The organism is Methanothrix sp. (assembly GCA_029907715.1).
In the GTDB taxonomy this organism is placed as follows: Archaea; Halobacteriota; Methanosarcinia; order Methanotrichales; family Methanotrichaceae; genus Methanothrix_B.
In genome coordinates, this window is record JARYLI010000015.1 from 25,941 (window position 1) to 40,551 (window position 14,611).

12 protein-coding genes are annotated in these 14,611 nt (G+C 52.4%); 6 read left to right on the forward strand and 6 right to left on the reverse strand.

All coding sequences use genetic code 11. The annotated features are described in order from the left end of the window. The first annotated feature begins 4 nt into the window (after positions 1–4). The 4 genes from QHG98_08315 (at position 5) to QHG98_08330 (ending at position 3,833) form a co-directional block, all read left to right on the forward strand. A complete protein-coding gene (locus QHG98_08315; protein MDH7597719.1) occupies positions 5–1,096 on the forward strand; it encodes a DegT/DnrJ/EryC1/StrS family aminotransferase in 1,092 nt (363 codons plus the stop codon). 4 nt (positions 1,097–1,100) lie between these two features. Then, positions 1,101–2,012 carry a Gfo/Idh/MocA family oxidoreductase gene (locus tag QHG98_08320; GenBank protein ID MDH7597720.1) on the forward strand — a complete coding sequence of 304 codons (912 nt, stop codon included), beginning with the start codon at positions 1,101–1,103 and terminating at the stop codon, positions 2,010–2,012. 70 nt (positions 2,013–2,082) lie between these two features. Continuing rightward, positions 2,083–2,652 (forward strand): acyltransferase, encoded by a 570-nt coding sequence (locus tag QHG98_08325; protein ID MDH7597721.1) that lies wholly within the window; start codon positions 2,083–2,085, stop codon positions 2,650–2,652. Further along, a complete protein-coding gene (locus tag QHG98_08330; protein MDH7597722.1) occupies positions 2,604–3,833 on the forward strand; it encodes a nucleotide sugar dehydrogenase in 1,230 nt (409 codons plus the stop codon). The genes QHG98_08325 and QHG98_08330 overlap by 49 nt, the downstream gene beginning before the upstream one ends. Positions 3,834–4,540: 707 nt before the next feature. Here the strand turns inward: QHG98_08330 and QHG98_08335 are convergent. The 4 genes from QHG98_08335 to QHG98_08350 form a co-directional block, all read right to left on the reverse strand. Further along, the gene (locus QHG98_08335; protein MDH7597723.1) at positions 4,541–5,311 is read right to left on the reverse strand and encodes an ABC transporter ATP-binding protein; all 771 of its coding nucleotides are present in this window, start codon (positions 5,309–5,311) and stop codon (positions 4,541–4,543) included. Positions 5,312–6,666: 1,355 nt separating this feature from the next. After that, positions 6,667–7,395 (reverse strand): Ada metal-binding domain-containing protein, encoded by a 729-nt coding sequence (locus QHG98_08340; protein ID MDH7597724.1) that lies wholly within the window; start codon positions 7,393–7,395, stop codon positions 6,667–6,669. 463 nt (positions 7,396–7,858) lie between these two features. Further along, positions 7,859–8,329: an autoantigen p27 domain-containing protein gene (locus tag QHG98_08345; protein ID MDH7597725.1), complete on the reverse strand. Its 471-nt coding sequence runs from the start codon at positions 8,327–8,329 to the stop codon at positions 7,859–7,861. A 1,056-nt stretch (positions 8,330–9,385) separates the two neighbouring features. Further along, the gene (locus tag QHG98_08350; protein MDH7597726.1) at positions 9,386–9,643 is read right to left on the reverse strand and encodes a UPF0147 family protein; all 258 of its coding nucleotides are present in this window, start codon (positions 9,641–9,643) and stop codon (positions 9,386–9,388) included. Between the two features lie 865 nt (positions 9,644–10,508). Here QHG98_08350 and QHG98_08355 point away from each other — a divergent pair. Continuing rightward, a complete protein-coding gene (locus QHG98_08355; GenBank protein ID MDH7597727.1) occupies positions 10,509–11,753 on the forward strand; it encodes an ORC1-type DNA replication protein in 1,245 nt (414 codons plus the stop codon). A gap of 286 nt (positions 11,754–12,039) precedes the next feature. Then, on the forward strand, positions 12,040–12,777 hold the full coding sequence (locus tag QHG98_08360; GenBank protein MDH7597728.1) for a tetratricopeptide repeat protein: 738 nt from the start codon (positions 12,040–12,042) through the stop codon (positions 12,775–12,777). A gap of 375 nt (positions 12,778–13,152) precedes the next feature. On the opposite strand, the gene QHG98_08365 is transcribed toward QHG98_08360, so the two are convergent. Together QHG98_08365 and QHG98_08370 are read right to left on the reverse strand one after the other, a co-directional pair. Further along, complete coding sequence (locus QHG98_08365; protein MDH7597729.1) at positions 13,153–13,404, reverse strand: class II aldolase/adducin family protein; 252 nt, start codon at positions 13,402–13,404, stop codon at positions 13,153–13,155. A gap of 356 nt (positions 13,405–13,760) precedes the next feature. After that, positions 13,761–14,321: an aldolase gene (locus QHG98_08370; GenBank protein MDH7597730.1), complete on the reverse strand. Its 561-nt coding sequence runs from the start codon at positions 14,319–14,321 to the stop codon at positions 13,761–13,763. Positions 14,322–14,611 lie beyond the last annotated feature (290 nt).

Below are 14,611 nucleotides of genomic sequence, written 5' to 3' on the forward strand. Positions count from 1 at the left end.
AGTAATGGATTTCATCCCGATTGCCAGGCCGCTCCTGGGCGATGAGGAGGTAGAGGCAGTATCCCAGGTGATCAGGTCCGGCATGCTTGTTCAGGGGGAGCTGGTCAGGCGATTTGAGGAGGAGTTCTCCGCATACACTGGAGTGAGAAACTCGGTCGCTGTGAGCAATGGCACTGTGGCACTGGATCTCGCGCTGAGGGCGCTCGGTCTCAAACCCGGAGACGAGGTTATATGCCCTGCGTTCACCTTCATCGCAACATCAAACGCAGTCCTCTATCAGGGGCTCCGGCCCGTCTTTGCAGACGTCGATCCAAGGACTTTCAACATAGATCCTGGAGATGTTCTCGAAAAAGTGAACAGCAACACAAAGGCAATCGTGGGGGTGCATTTGTACGGCCAGCCGTTCGATGTAAAGGCCATCGGAGAGATCTGCGAGGATCACGATCTCATCCTCATAGAGGACTGCGCTCAGGCCCACGGCGCTGAGTACAGTGGAAAGAGGGTGGGGAGCTTCGGCACAGGATGCTTCTCATTCTACCCGACGAAGAACATGACCACCGGAGAGGGTGGGATGATAACAACAGATGACGATGCGCTTGCTGAGCGACTGAGACTTCTGAGGAACCATGGGGACCTTGGGAAGTACAACCACGTGATGCTTGGATACAACTACAGAATGACGAACATCCAGGGCGCGATAGGCCTGGTGCAGCTCAGGAAGCTGGATGGATTCATAAATGCCAGAATAAGGAATGCAGAGTATCTCAGCTCGCATATAACGAGAGACGGCATAACAACGCCCTGGAGGGATCCGAGGTGCAAGCATGTTTACAACCAGTACGTTCTCAGGGTCGAGGACGAGTTCCCGATGAGCCGCGATGATCTTGCCGGCTATCTCCAGTCGAAAGGTATCGGCACAGGCATACATTACCCGATGCCTGTTTATGAGCAGCCTCTGTACAGGCAGCTCGGAATCAGATCGAACTGCCCAGTCGCCGAGGACATCTCGAGAAGAGTGATAAGCGTTCCGGTGCATCCAGGGCTCAATGATGATGACCTGAAGAGAATCGCGGATGCGGTGAACAGCGCAGGGTGATATGATGGACGTTGGAGTTATAGGTGTCGGCTCGATGGGGCGCAACCACGTGCGCGTTTACTCCGAGCTGAAGGGTGTGGGGAACCTCTACGTCTACGATTCTGTTGAGAAGAACGCGGAGGCTGCAGGGGAGTATGCAACGATATGTCACAGCATCGATGAGCTCCTCGGAGCATCAGAGGCTGTCTCCATCTGCGTCCCCACAAGGTATCATTACGATGTTGCCATGCGTGTGATCGGTGCGGGCGTTCACTGTCTCATAGAGAAGCCGATGACACTCACTATGGATGAGGCTGAGAGACTCCTGAGCGCAGTTCGTGAGAATGATCTGGTGGTGGGGGTCGGGCACATCGAGCGCTTCAATCCGATAGTGGAGGAGATAAAGAGGATAATCACGTCGCCCGCATATGTTGAGATAAAAAGGCACAACCCCGGATCGTCCAGGATCACGGATTCATCTGTTGTTGAGGACCTGATGATCCACGACATCGATATAGTCTTCAACGTGCTCTTTCCGGGAAGGGAGGATTACACGATAAGCAGCGCTGGCACGAGGAACGTCTGCGAGGCACTGATCCGATTCGACTCGTCTATAGTCTCCCTATCAGCGAGCCGCATGTCCTCTAAGAAGTTCAGGACTTTCTACGTCGAGGAGGAGGGTGTGACAACAGAAGGCGACTTCATGACCCAGGAGGTATACATCTACAGGAAGCCTGATAAGTACCTCAAGGAGGGCGAGAGGTACCTCCAGGAGAACATAATCGAGAAGGTGCTCGTGAGCAAGGTTGAGCCGCTCAAGGTCGAGCTGCGGGCGTTTCTGGACGCGGTCATGGGCAGGCATGAGTTTCCCGTAACGCCGGAGCAGGCGTTCAGAAACATGAAGGTATGTGCTGAGATATCGAGAGGTCTGGTATGAGATACCCGGCGTCTATCCAGCAAGATGATCGCAAACATCACCGATGGTCTGAGATATCGAGGGGGCTGGTATGAGCTACAGGAAGCACCCGACTGCAGTTGTCGAAAGCACTGATATCGGGGACGGCACGAGCATATGGCACTTCGCCCACATCAGGGAGGGCGCCAGGATCGGAAAGAACTGCAATATCGGAAAGAGCGTTTACATAGACAGAGATGTCAGAATCGGAGATAACGTGAAGATCCAGAACTTCGTCTCTGTTTATCACGGAGTCAATATTGAGGATGATGTTTTCATAGGTCCTTCCGCAGTTTTCACAAACGATCTGTACCCAAGAGCGTTCATCTGGTCGGAGGATAGAGTCGTGCCCACAAAGGTCTGCAGGGGCGCAAGCATAGGCGCGAATGCGACGATAATCTGCGGCATAACCATAGGGGAGTACGCCATGGTCGGAGCGGGCAGCGTTGTCGCAGATGACGTCCCCCCGCATGGTCTGGTTTACGGAAACCCAGCCATGCTGCGGGGATATGTATGCAGATGCGGCAGACCTCTGTCGAGGCTGTTGAGGGATGATGGTGTGAAGGAGTACCTGTGCGACTGCGGAGAGACCGTGCGCATAACCCCGGAGGGATCATCCTGAAGATCGCTGTCGTGGGACTTGGCAATGCAGGGCTTCCTCTTGCAGCAGTAATTGCAGATCATGGAATTCCGGTCGTGGGCGTTGATATAAACAGAGAGAGATGCGATCTCATAAACAGCGGGAAGAACCCCATACCTCAGGAGTCCGGACTGGAGGAGCTGATATCGAGACACGGAGGTAGGGGGCTCGTAGCAACGACAGACTACAGAGATGCATCATCATGCACCGTATTCATAGTAATAGTTCCCCTGTTCATCGATGAGAACCACAACCCTGACTTCAGGACGCTTGAGAGCGCATTCAGGAGTCTGGGAGGCGTGTTGAAGCGTGGAGATCTGGTGGTGCTTGAGACAACTGTGCCGCCCGGGACAACAGAAGGTCCTGCACTCAGATGGATCGAGGAGAGCAGCAATCTCCGGCTCGGCCAGTTCTATCTCGCACACTCGCCGGAGAGGATAATGACAGGGTGCAGCATATCCAGGCTCAGGGAGTTCCCGAAGGTAATTGGGGGAGTTGATGAGAGGAGCGGCGCCGTTGCATACGACGTTTACAGGAGGTTCATACCGAATCTCAGGCTGGTATCATCTGCAAGGGTCGCAGAGATGATAAAGGTCATGGAGGGCTGCTACAGGGACGTCAACATCGCGCTCGCGAACGAGCTCTTCAGAATCTCAGAGGGGCTTGGCATCGATTTCTACGAGGCCAGGGAGCATGCAAACCACGAGTACTGTCACATACACATGCCATCCACAGGCGTCGGTGGGCACTGCATACCGGTCTATCCGTGGTTTCTCATCAATGAGATGGTGAGGAGAGGACGTGCCGAAGATGCAGTCATGCTCAGGACTGCCAGAGAGCTGAACGACAGCATGATCCGCTACTGGATGGATCGCATAATGGACGGGTGCCTGCGTATCGATAAACCACTGGCTGAGATCAGGATCTGCATTCACGGCATCACATACCGCCCGGGTGTGAGGGAACTCCACCACAGCAGGAACCTTGCGCTTGCGAAGCTCCTGCAGAGCAGAGGGCTGAAGGTCGGCGCATATGATGACCTGCTTTCGAGAGAGGATATCCTGAAAACCGGCCTGGAGTGGATGGATCCAGAGGATGCGGATCTGGTGTTCAATTCCTTCGAGCTCAGCGTGAACCTCAAGGCCCATAAGGCTCCGGCATGAAAGCCGGTGGCTCAACAATTCCAATTTCACGCGTACTATGTGAATATCCACCGCTCCTGTGTATTCAGCAACGTGGATTGCCATCCAGGCCTGTTGCTGAACGCACTCATTCCCTCACGAGGCCTTCGGCTACGTCGAAGGGTTTCGACAGTTTCAACTCCGTCGAAACTCTTCGGCGCAGTCGAAGATAAGTCGAAACGAGCGCATAGCATGACTGCTACCTATTGTGGAGAGTCACCATATGGATAAGAGCGGGGACTCATTATAGTCCTCGCTCTTATGTATTCAGCAACTTGAAGGAGATGCGGGCTGGTCGCTGAATGCACTCATACCCTCGGAAGGAACGCATAGTGTGACTGGTGCCTCTTCGGGCCAAGTTATCAGATGGATAAGAGCGATAGTCCTTTGCGTCACTTCATGTAAATCCATTTAAAATCTACTGGATGTGTCATACTTCATAGATGATTTTATGTGACGTGCAATATTATATCAACTTATACGGAATACTATAATCGCCACAATCTCATAGTAGAATCGGTGTCTCTTCTGGGGAGTCCTCATGGGGATAAAAGCGTTCACACTCTTATCCATCTGGTGACTTGCCCGAAGAGGCAATGGCCCTGCTATGCGTTCATGGCAGATGAATGAGTGTTAACATCTGCCACACCACACAGCCTCCAAGTTGCCAAACACATAAGAGCGAGCGTTCATTCCCGATCTGCGCCTGTACCTGCGGTGCACATCTCTCCGCTCACGAACTCATCGCCGACCCGCCTGAGCTCACAGACGATCCTCCCGTCCACCAGTCTGAGTATGCGATCTGTCCTCTCCGCCATCTCCATATCGTGCGTCACGAGGATGAATGTCTGGTTGATTCTCTTGTTCAGATCCCGAAGCATGTCGTAGATCATCCTCGAGGTTTTGGTGTCCAGGTTTCCTGTGAGCTCATCTCCTATTACGATGGATGGCCTGTTTGCCAGGGCCCTCGCGACCGCAACCCGCTGATTCTGCCCACCGCTGAGCTGGCTTGGCTTGTGGTCCAGCCGGTCTCCGAGACCGACCTCCCTGAGCAGAGCAGTCGCACGATTGCGCGCCTCTTTTTTCTCAACCCCTGCTATGAGCATGGGCATCATCACGTTCTCGACTGCAGTAAACTCGGGTAAAAGATGGTGATACTGGAAGACAAATCCAAGCTCCTTATTTCTCAGCCTTGCCCGCTCATTCGCGCTGATCTTTGTTACATCGATATCCTTCAGCAGTATCATTCCGCTTGTGGGTGTGTCGAGAAGGCCTATCATGTTAAGCAGCGTTGACTTTCCGGACCCGCTCGGTCCAACTATCGCCAGAAACTCCCCTTCCTTTATCGTGAGGTTTATGCGATCGAGAGCCACCACCTCCACACCATCTCTGTATATTTTGGTCAGATCTTTTATTTCTATGATGTTTCTGTTTCCTCTTCTATCTATTACCGGATCCATGGGAACCATAACTCCTTAGCTGGGTGGAGGAGAACTGGCGGGCGCATATCTGGAATATCAGGGCCCTGACTGCGCCAGCTCCGAGCAGCTCGGCATTTCGTGCTGGCTCATCTCCGCGAACTATCCGACACTTGGATTGAGTTGGGTTGGTCTGGATGCATGCGCGCAAAGGTATGCGCGCGAAGGACTGCGAACTATCGGACACCAGGATTGAGCCGGGCTTGCACGAAAATGGCATCTGATGCAGCCCATTTTCATACACATGGGTACCTTGCGTCATGAGCGTTTTCCTGGGATCGTTGAAATCTCTTTCCCATCGTTCTCTGCCGACCCGCTGGTTTATCTGTAACCCCTCGCGTTTTCCTCATATCTTTTTGGTCATCTCTTATGTCCATATAACTTGCTGATACATTGGTCTGACAATCCGCTCTGGCGAGTGCGTGAGTGCATCCAGCATCCATCCTCTATGGCCTCCAGGCTGCCAATCACACAAGAGCGCTCTTTTCTATCGTGGGAGGCCCACAGGCCGTATGGCTCGATATGATTCCATCCATGCTATTTGTCCGGTTCGATGCGGTATCACTCTCACCCATCTGATGACCTGCCCGAAGAGATCGGTCCTGCTATGCGCTAGTTTCGAATTATCTTCGACTGCGCCGAAGAGTTTCGACGAAGTTGAAACTGTCGAAACCCTTCGACGTAGTCGAGGGGTTTCTGAGTGAATGAGTGCATTACCAATTGGCCTGCATGGCCTCCAAGCTGCTGAATACATAAGAGCGACATCAACAAACTCATCTCAAAATCCATCATGCTCTTATGTAAGTAGCAACTTGGGCGATGAAATCTGGTTGCTGAAGCACCAGTTCACCCTCTACGATCGCATATCAGGACCGGTGCCTTTCCGGGCAGGTAATCTGACAAGAGCGGTTTATGTCATCCCCGAATGGTCTCACGCAACCTGCCTGCATTATTCCCGGATTGTGATATCTCAGAGCAGGGGGTTATGCGCCTCAGAACTCATAGGGCTCATCACAACTCAGAGACCTGGTTTCATCATCGGCGCCTTTGTGGCTGACCTCTTAAGCCTCCCGAGGCGATGGGCTGCATGGAATCCCCTTGACCGGAACAGCTGAACCAGCATCGCAGCCGGCACGATTGTTCCCTGCCTGCATGACATGTACAGCGGACTTCTTTAGAGAAGCCAGAGTTCAAAACCCTGGCCGCTCTTATCGATAACTTGCCCAATATAAGCACTGGTCCTGATATGCATTCTTGGCGAATGAATAAGTGCGTTCAGCAGCCACATTACACGACCCCCATGGTGTCGAGCACATAAGAGCGAACCTGGCTTCGTATCAGGGATTGCACACCCTGCATGGCTCATATCCTTTCGATTCTGCCTCCTCCTTGCTTGAGAACAACACAACGTGCTCAGGCTTTATCTTCTTAGCGTATCTGCATTCGGGGAGGTGGTACTTCCTGGAGGTGGTGCTTCCCACATACTGCCTTGCTCCATACTGTTCAGCATGCGGAGATCCGGCTGTAACACCGGGGCCCGGCCCTTTATCTTCTGCATCATTTTCTGTTCCATCCTCGGATTGCTCATCCTGAGCCTCCGCATTGCCATCCTCATTTTCCCCTGAGGCTCCAGCAGGCTCGCTGAATGAAAGTGATGGAGGATACGGCGATCGCTCCGTGCTGCCCTCCAGGGTCTGAGCCGCGCGCTCGGCGCTCAGAATCGGGCCATCCGCGCCAGAAACGACGAGGCGACAGGTATAGCCCCTGCCAGGTTGCAGCCTCGCGGTCTTTGAGAACTCGAACGCGGTCTGGCCCGGGGCCACATCAATCAGGAGGTATCTTGACCGGAGAACCTCCTGACCTTCTCTCACAAGATGAGCCTCAAGCAGCAGGTAGGGCTCTGAAATGCTGGAGGCGAGATCCAGAGTGCCTCTGACAAGGAAGAACTCGCTGGAGACTCCGGCCTCGAACTCCAGGTCAAGCTTTCTGGCCGGGTGAACTTCCACAGAGCCGCTCGGCTCAGCAGCTTTTTGCTCAACGCAGCCCTGGACAGATGCCAGAACCAACAAAGCGCAGATAATAGAGACGAATCTGAACACAGAGACCCCCTCATTTCCAATGGAAATACAGCATGAACACGCCAGCAAGTCTCATGCGCTGCTGTGATCCACGCCGTTTGCCATGAGATGAAGAGCTGACCCTCATATGTATTTGCTCAATATCGTGAGCGTACTTGAGTCACTGATCAAGTGAGACCCTATCATCGGTCATAGTCGTTTATCCAGAAATCCGCCAAGAGGCAATTTACCTCAACGTATCGAGCATGTCCTGAGTTACTGATCAAGTGAAGCCGCTATGGCATAATCATTCATCCATAAACCTGCCAAGAGGGCAATTTACCTCAACATATTGAGCATGTTCGAGCTGTGGGTTTTCAACTTCACATAAGGGCACGCATTGATGTGTCGTCACGCCGCTGCATGCCGGATCCTGACAGCTCATCCACCTATCCAAGAACGCGACCCGCAATCAAAGCTGCTTAAGCGCCCTGATAGCTATCTCGATACATTCAAGCTTTGATTTCAGCCTTGACAGGTCCTGCTCGCCAGCTATCCCCTCACACAGCTCCCTCAGCTTTGCATGAAGCAGGTCTCTCACGGCTGCGAGAGCATCTTTTTCATCACCTGTGGCTGGAGATACTGAGGTGGATACTGAGCCGCGCTGAGCCACGCTTTCTGATACAAGCCCCTCTGAAACATCCAGATTCTTCTCTTCCGGCAGCTTCACAGCATCCTGCTCAGCCTCTCTGGAAGTGGAGCAGACAGGGCATAGAATCTCCCCTTTGTACCTGAAGAGCGGAGCTCCGCAGTCGTGATGCTCTGCCAGCATGGTTCCGCCAATCTCCATCATCCTCGTAATGCGCCTGATCATCTCTTCTTCGTCCATTTTCAAGCCACCTCTGACACTGGGATCGACATCCATGTATTTATAGGGAAACATGCAGAAGACCCCCTCTCGAGGGGAGGAAGTCACCACGGAAGCATAACATGGGGTTATCTTCCAGTGCCGACTTTCTTTTGGGTGGAAGTGACTCGTATCTCAGACCTTTCCTCATCCGCTCTCATCCATCTGATGGCCCTCCAGAAGGGGGCGCTGCCCCTGGCATACACTCCTGGAAGGTGAGTTCTCCCAGCATCCAGCCTGCGCGAAGTCCAAGTCGCTGAATACGGATTCGCATCACCGAACAATGTACCACGAAACCGATATTCATCGGTGCAGTACCTCATGACCAGCGGGTCGCATGCTGTTGATCTCAATCATGCAAGTGCGCGATCATCGTCCTATGCTATCTGTTTGTCGGTCTCAATGTCGCATGCAGTTGATCTCAATTGTGTGAGTGCGCGTACAGGATTGACGGTTTGCATCTTCTAAGGGTATTTGCTCAATATCGTGAGCGTACTTGAGTTACTGATCAAGTGAGGCCCTATCATCGGTCATAGTCGTTTATCCAGAAATCCGCCAAGAGGGCAATTTACCTCAGCATATTGAGCATGTCCTGAGTTACTGATCAAGTGAAGCCGCTATGGCATAATCATTCATCCATAAACCTGCCAAGAGGGCGATTTACCTCAGCATATTGAGCATGTCCTGAGTTACTGATCAAGTGAAGCCGCTATGGCATAATCATTCATCCATAAACCTGCCAAGAGGGCGATTTACCTCAGCATATTGAGCATGTCCTGAGTTACTGATCAAGTGAAGCCGCTATGGCATAATCATTCATCCATAAACCTGCCAAGAGGGCGATTTACCTCAACGTATCGAGCATGTTCCTGAGCAGGAATCTCACTGGAATCCCTGGTCATATGCAAAGAAGCCCCAGCCGGACTCTGTCAGGTTCCATGATGAACATTCATCCAGTTTCTTCTGTCTGCAGAAGAACTCCTGTTGAGCTCCTGTCTCTGGGGTGCCTGGCACCTGCTGAACTCACTGCAGTTTTCTCGCAGTATGCCCGATGCTAAAGCGTTTTCGAGAGGCACAAATCTCTTCTTTGCTTCATCCAACAGGTATGGTTTCAAGCTGGCTTGCTACATTCCATATCAGTGTTCTGGTGTGAAGAGGAATATTTGGATCGTTGCTGATTTCGTCGAGTATGGATATCGCTGAAGCTGCCTTTACCGCTTCGGCGAGCCCTTCCTGGAGAAGTATACCTTTGACGTTCTCTGCAGAGCGCCTTATGTTTCTGGGCACAGTATCGTCGCTCATTATTCGCTCCAAAATCTCGACACATTGCTTTATCACTTTCTCAGACATAATAAAAATCACCACCGTTGCGCTTTCTGGGGCTGCAAAAGGGTTGAGGATCAGTTCCCGCCTCAGCTCTTGAACTCTGCATGTATATCGTTGTATTTAAAAGTATGGTTGCGACTTCCCCAAATCGTGCGTGCGACAGATGATGTGTGCCTGAACATGCCCGACCGGAGTGGTTGAATCAATGGAGATCCGTGTTCAGCTTGTGTGCTCTAATAATTGAGACTCGCTCTTCTGTGCTTGCTGACTTTGGAGGTTGTGCGAATGTGGCTTTTGGGCTCATTATAGAGGATCGCTTTATGTATTCAGCAACTTGAAGGATATGCAGGCCGGTTGCTGAATGCACTCATCCCCTCGCCAGGTACGTCGAAACTCTTCGACGAAGCCGAACTAGTGAATGGCTGACTGGTGCCTCTTCGGGCAGGTCATCGGATGGATAAGAGCGAACCCATAGGCAACAGTAGGGCGTGCCCTCGCACGATTGAGATTATAGAGTATTCCTATTAACCCCCTTTTCTGCGATCTGCCATGTCGCTAAGTAATTGTATAAATGCTATTTTATATCAAAAAAGCAGGTTTTTAGGGATTCTCTATAGTATTCCGTATAAGTTGATATAATATTGCACGTCACATAAAATCATCTATGAAGTATGACACATCCAGTAGCTTTTAAATGGATTTACATGAAGTGGCGCAAAGAACTATAATCCAAGCTGCTGAGCACACAGGAGCGTTCAGCTATTATAGCCCATGTTCCTCCTGCTGGGGTTCATGCCATCTCCACTGGAAATAAAGGGGTTGGTCCCCTTCCAGTGGAAACGAAGGGGAGATCACCATAACTCTTAATACCATCCATGCGAAGAATGAATTGTTCGAGGGAGTTCTCGTGACCACTTCTAGCGGGTTATTTGCCAGCTTTGTTGGACAGGGAGGCATATTCAGGTCGCGGGACGTCTTGCGTCCCACCTACACCCCAAAGGAGCTGCCCCACAGAGAGGAGCAGATACAGGAGCTGGCATCTGTCCTGGCTCCGGCACTGCATGGCGAGACGCCATCAAACATCCTGATCTACGGGAAGACCGGCACAGGAAAGACAGCTGTCGCGAAGTATGTGGGCAAGGAGCTGGAGGAGGCGGATGCTGGATCCGCATGCTCTGTCATATACCTCAACTGCGAAGTGGTCGATACACAGTACAGGGTTCTTGCACACCTCGCCAGGCACTTCGACAAGGACATACCCATGACCGGCTGGCCCACCGATCAGGTCTACTCGGAGTTCAGGAACGCGCTGGATGAGAAGAAGCGTGTGGTCGTCATAATGCTCGATGAGATCGACAAGCTTGTCAGAAAGGGCGATGATGTCCTTTACAACCTCTCCAGGATAAACTCCGATCTGGTCCAGGCGAGGGTGAGTCTTATCGGCATATCGAACGATCTGAAGTTCACCGAGTTCCTGGACCCGAGGGTCAAATCCTCGCTTGGTGAGGATGAGATCATATTTCCGCCTTACAACGCGGAGCAGATACAGGACATACTGGAGCAGCGGGCTGAGCTGGCGTTCAGGCCGGGTGTGCTCGCGGATGATGTCATACCCCTCTGTGCGGCCTTCGCGGCGCGGGAGCATGGTGATGCGCGTCGCGCGCTGGACCTTCTCAGGATAGCGGGCGAGATCGCGGAGAGGGCGAGGAGCCAGATGATCACTGAGGAGCATGTGAAGGCGGCAAGGGAGAAGATCGAGCAGGACAGGGTGGAGGAGGTCATAAAGACGCTCCCCACACAGTCAAAGCTTGTGCTTTACAGCATACTTCTCCTGGAGGAACAGGCCGCCAGGAACATAACAACGAGCGCAGTCTATGGCATGTACAAGCAGCTCTGCCCGCTTGTCGAGGCAGACTCTCTCACACACAGAAGGATCACTGATCTCATAGCTGAACTAGATATGCTTGGCATTCTTCACACTGTTGTGATAAGCAAGGGGCGCTACGGAAGGACGAAGGAGATCTCTCTGAGCGTTCATCCGCCAAAGCTTAAGAGCATACTGCTCCAGGACTACAGGCTCAAGGATCTCGCAAGCTTCAGCGTGCCCACACAGGCCCGCTTCGGTCCCATCTGATATGCAGAAATGGGCAGGGTAAAAGTATACTTCAGGTATCGAATCGCTTCAGAGGCTCTTGCAGACAGGCGCCCGCTGGGATAAATCCTCTGAGTTCCTGAGGTCACACGCTGTTGATCTCAATGATCTGAGTGCACAGAACAGCGGGATGTTCTGGATTCCACAGCGTCTTGCAGATTTCTGAGTCTGCAGGGATGGATTCCGGCTTGCAGCTAGGCAGATGCGCAGCTGCATATCGCCGGTGCGTATTTGTATATCAACTTTGGAGATTAAAGATGGTGTTGTTTTGAGCGAGAAGTCGGTCAGGAAGTCTGAAAGGGAAGATGCGGAGAGCACATTTGCGGGTTCAGTGCCGGATATGCCATGCGATCAGAGTTTTTTCGAGAACGATTTGATGAATGCGGATCTGTGGGTTGCGCGTGGCAGGTACCTCATGAGGGCTCTTGGAAGGTACTCAGATGCGCTGGATGCGTTTGAACAGGCGATCGAGCTGGATCCGTCGCATGCAAGGGCCTGGAGGGGGAAGGCAGCCGCTTTGAACAATCTCGACCGCTATTCTGAGGCGCTTGAGGCCTGCAAGCACGCCCTGGAGCTCGACCCGTTCAACTCCAGAAGCTGGATCATCAAGGGTTTCGCTCACCACAGCCTGGGTGAGTATGAGGAGGCGGTCAAAAGCTACGACAGGGCGATCGAGCTGGATCCGATGGGACAGGATGCGAGAAGGGCCTGGAACAATCGGGGCGCTGCTCTCGATAACCTTGGGCAGCATGAGGAAGCTCTGAGATCATACGACGAGGCGATCATGCTTGAGCCGTTTGATGCATATGCATGGAACAACAAGGGTGTCTCTCTTGTCGCTCTCAAGAGATACGATGAGGCACTTCTCTGCTTCGAGAAGGCCATAAAGATCTATCCTGGATACTGGACCGCCTGGATGAACAGGGGTGGGTGCCTGAAGGCCCTGGGCAGGCTTGAGGAGGCCAAGGAGTCACTGGATATGGCGAGGAGGATAGAATCGTCCTGATTCAGCTGTATGTCATTGAAGCCTGCAGCGTGTTGGTCTCGGTGACCGCTATTAGCCGCTGGTTCCGGGTTTCTGAGCAGATTCGAATGCTGAGCAACGACCTGAATACGCGAATAGAGTATGCGGCGCATCAGGAGGCGCCCCATTTGTCATCGGTTAAGGATTTTCTGAAAATATATTGGACATGAAATTTGACAAATTGAGATCTCCCCATAGTGGAGAGTTTGATTCAAATCGACCGCCTGTGGGCTTGAGTCCTGATAGCAGTACTGAGGCGAGATAAGACTATTAAGTCAGATTCTACACATGTCGATCTTAACCGATGACGCATGGGAGGCGCCCGGGGTCCAAAAAATACAGCATCGGCCTTGTTTTTCATCTGGTTGATCTGGCAGAACAGCACTCACCGAGAAACGCGATCCCCTCGCTGTCGATTGGCATCACCGCATCCTCCAGGAGCGATAATGCCACCGCGTACGGTGAATGGGTGTGTATAACCGCTCTGGCATCTGTCCTGCGGTATATGGCTCTGTGGACTGGAGTCTCACAGCTCGCGATGCTGTCAGCGGCGCATTCTCTGTGCCTGTCGACGAGTACCACCTGACCCTCGTCTATCTCGTCGAGCATTGAGCCTTTGCAAGGATGACGGAAAAGGAAGTCCAACGATCATGAAAACCTGGATCTCAGATAAATTCGCTGAGATATGCTGTCATCTTTCCTGCGATAACAGGCGTGCGCTTGGACCACCGAACATGCTTTCAGGAGCGCTCTTATGTATTCAGCAACTTGAAGGACATGCGGGCTGGTCGCTGAATGCACTCATTCGCTCACCACGAACGCATAGTGTGACTGGTGCCTCTTCGGGCCAAGTTATCAGATGGATAAGAGCGTTCAGGAATACCGTGCACTGGCGTAACGCGGCATGAATCCATGGGTCGCATGCGTCTCATCCCTTCACACGAGCACACGGCCCGATAACAGGCTCAGTCTCTGGTCGAGCTCGTTCTCCATACGACCAGGTATCTTATTTTGGAGCTGTGCTCAGCCATCGAGGCTGTGATGTACGCATCTCTCAGGTCGTCTCCCCTGGCGAAGACACCATGGCCGCGTGCGATGCATGCTCTGTGATCGATCAGGGCATCTGATACCGCAGAGGCGAGTTCCACAGTTCCAAACGGGCCATCGACCACAGGCATCTCACCGAGAAACGCGATCCCCTCGCTGTCGATTGGTCTCACCGCATCCTCCAGGAGCGATAATGCCACCGCGTACGGTGAATGGGTGTGTATAACCGCTCTGGCATCTGTCCTGCGGTATATGGCTCTGTGGACCGGAGTCTCACAGCTCGCGATGCTGTCAGCGGCGCATTCTCTGTGCCTGTCGACGAGCACCACCTGACCCTCGTCTATCTCGTCGAGCATTGAGCCTGTGCATGTTATCATCATGCCATCTTCCGTCAGCACCGATATGTTGCCGAAGCGCGAGCCTGTCAGACCCTGCTCGACAAGCTTCTTCCCGAACCTGGCTATCTCCATCCAGATCATGGTACCTCCCATGCAGAACCCGTTATCTTCCGCATGCAGTGCGGCATGGGTCTCACATCATGCCAAAGTGGGCCAGAACATTTCGCTCTCATCAATCTGATGACTAGACCGCAACTGGTACTGACATGCGCTCGTTTCGACTTATCTTCGACTGCGTCGAAGGCCTGGCGAATGAATGGGTCTTCCAGCATCCACATTTCATTGGTCATCGGATAAGGATTTTATGTAAATATAGTGATCATGAAATTTGACAAATTGAGATCTCCCCATAGTGGAGAGTTTGATTCAAA

What these genes read in the sequence shown, in the direction of transcription:
- QHG98_08320 (MDH7597720.1), top strand. Translation starts at nt 1,101, where the DNA reads ATGGACGTTGGAGTTATAGGTGTCGGCTCGATGGGGCGCAACCACGTG.
- QHG98_08335 (MDH7597723.1), bottom strand. Translation starts at nt 5,311, where the DNA reads ATGGATCCGGTAATAGATAGAAGAGGAAACAGAAACATCATAGAAATA.
- QHG98_08325 (MDH7597721.1), top strand. Translation starts at nt 2,083, where the DNA reads ATGAGCTACAGGAAGCACCCGACTGCAGTTGTCGAAAGCACTGATATC.
- QHG98_08315 (MDH7597719.1), top strand. Translation starts at nt 5, where the DNA reads ATGGATTTCATCCCGATTGCCAGGCCGCTCCTGGGCGATGAGGAGGTA.
- QHG98_08365 (MDH7597729.1), bottom strand. Translation starts at nt 13,404, where the DNA reads ATGCTCGACGAGATAGACGAGGGTCAGGTGGTACTCGTCGACAGGCAC.
- QHG98_08370 (MDH7597730.1), bottom strand. Translation starts at nt 14,321, where the DNA reads ATGATCTGGATGGAGATAGCCAGGTTCGGGAAGAAGCTTGTCGAGCAG.
- QHG98_08345 (MDH7597725.1), bottom strand. Translation starts at nt 8,329, where the DNA reads ATGTTTCCCTATAAATACATGGATGTCGATCCCAGTGTCAGAGGTGGC.
- QHG98_08350 (MDH7597726.1), bottom strand. Translation starts at nt 9,643, where the DNA reads ATGTCTGAGAAAGTGATAAAGCAATGTGTCGAGATTTTGGAGCGAATA.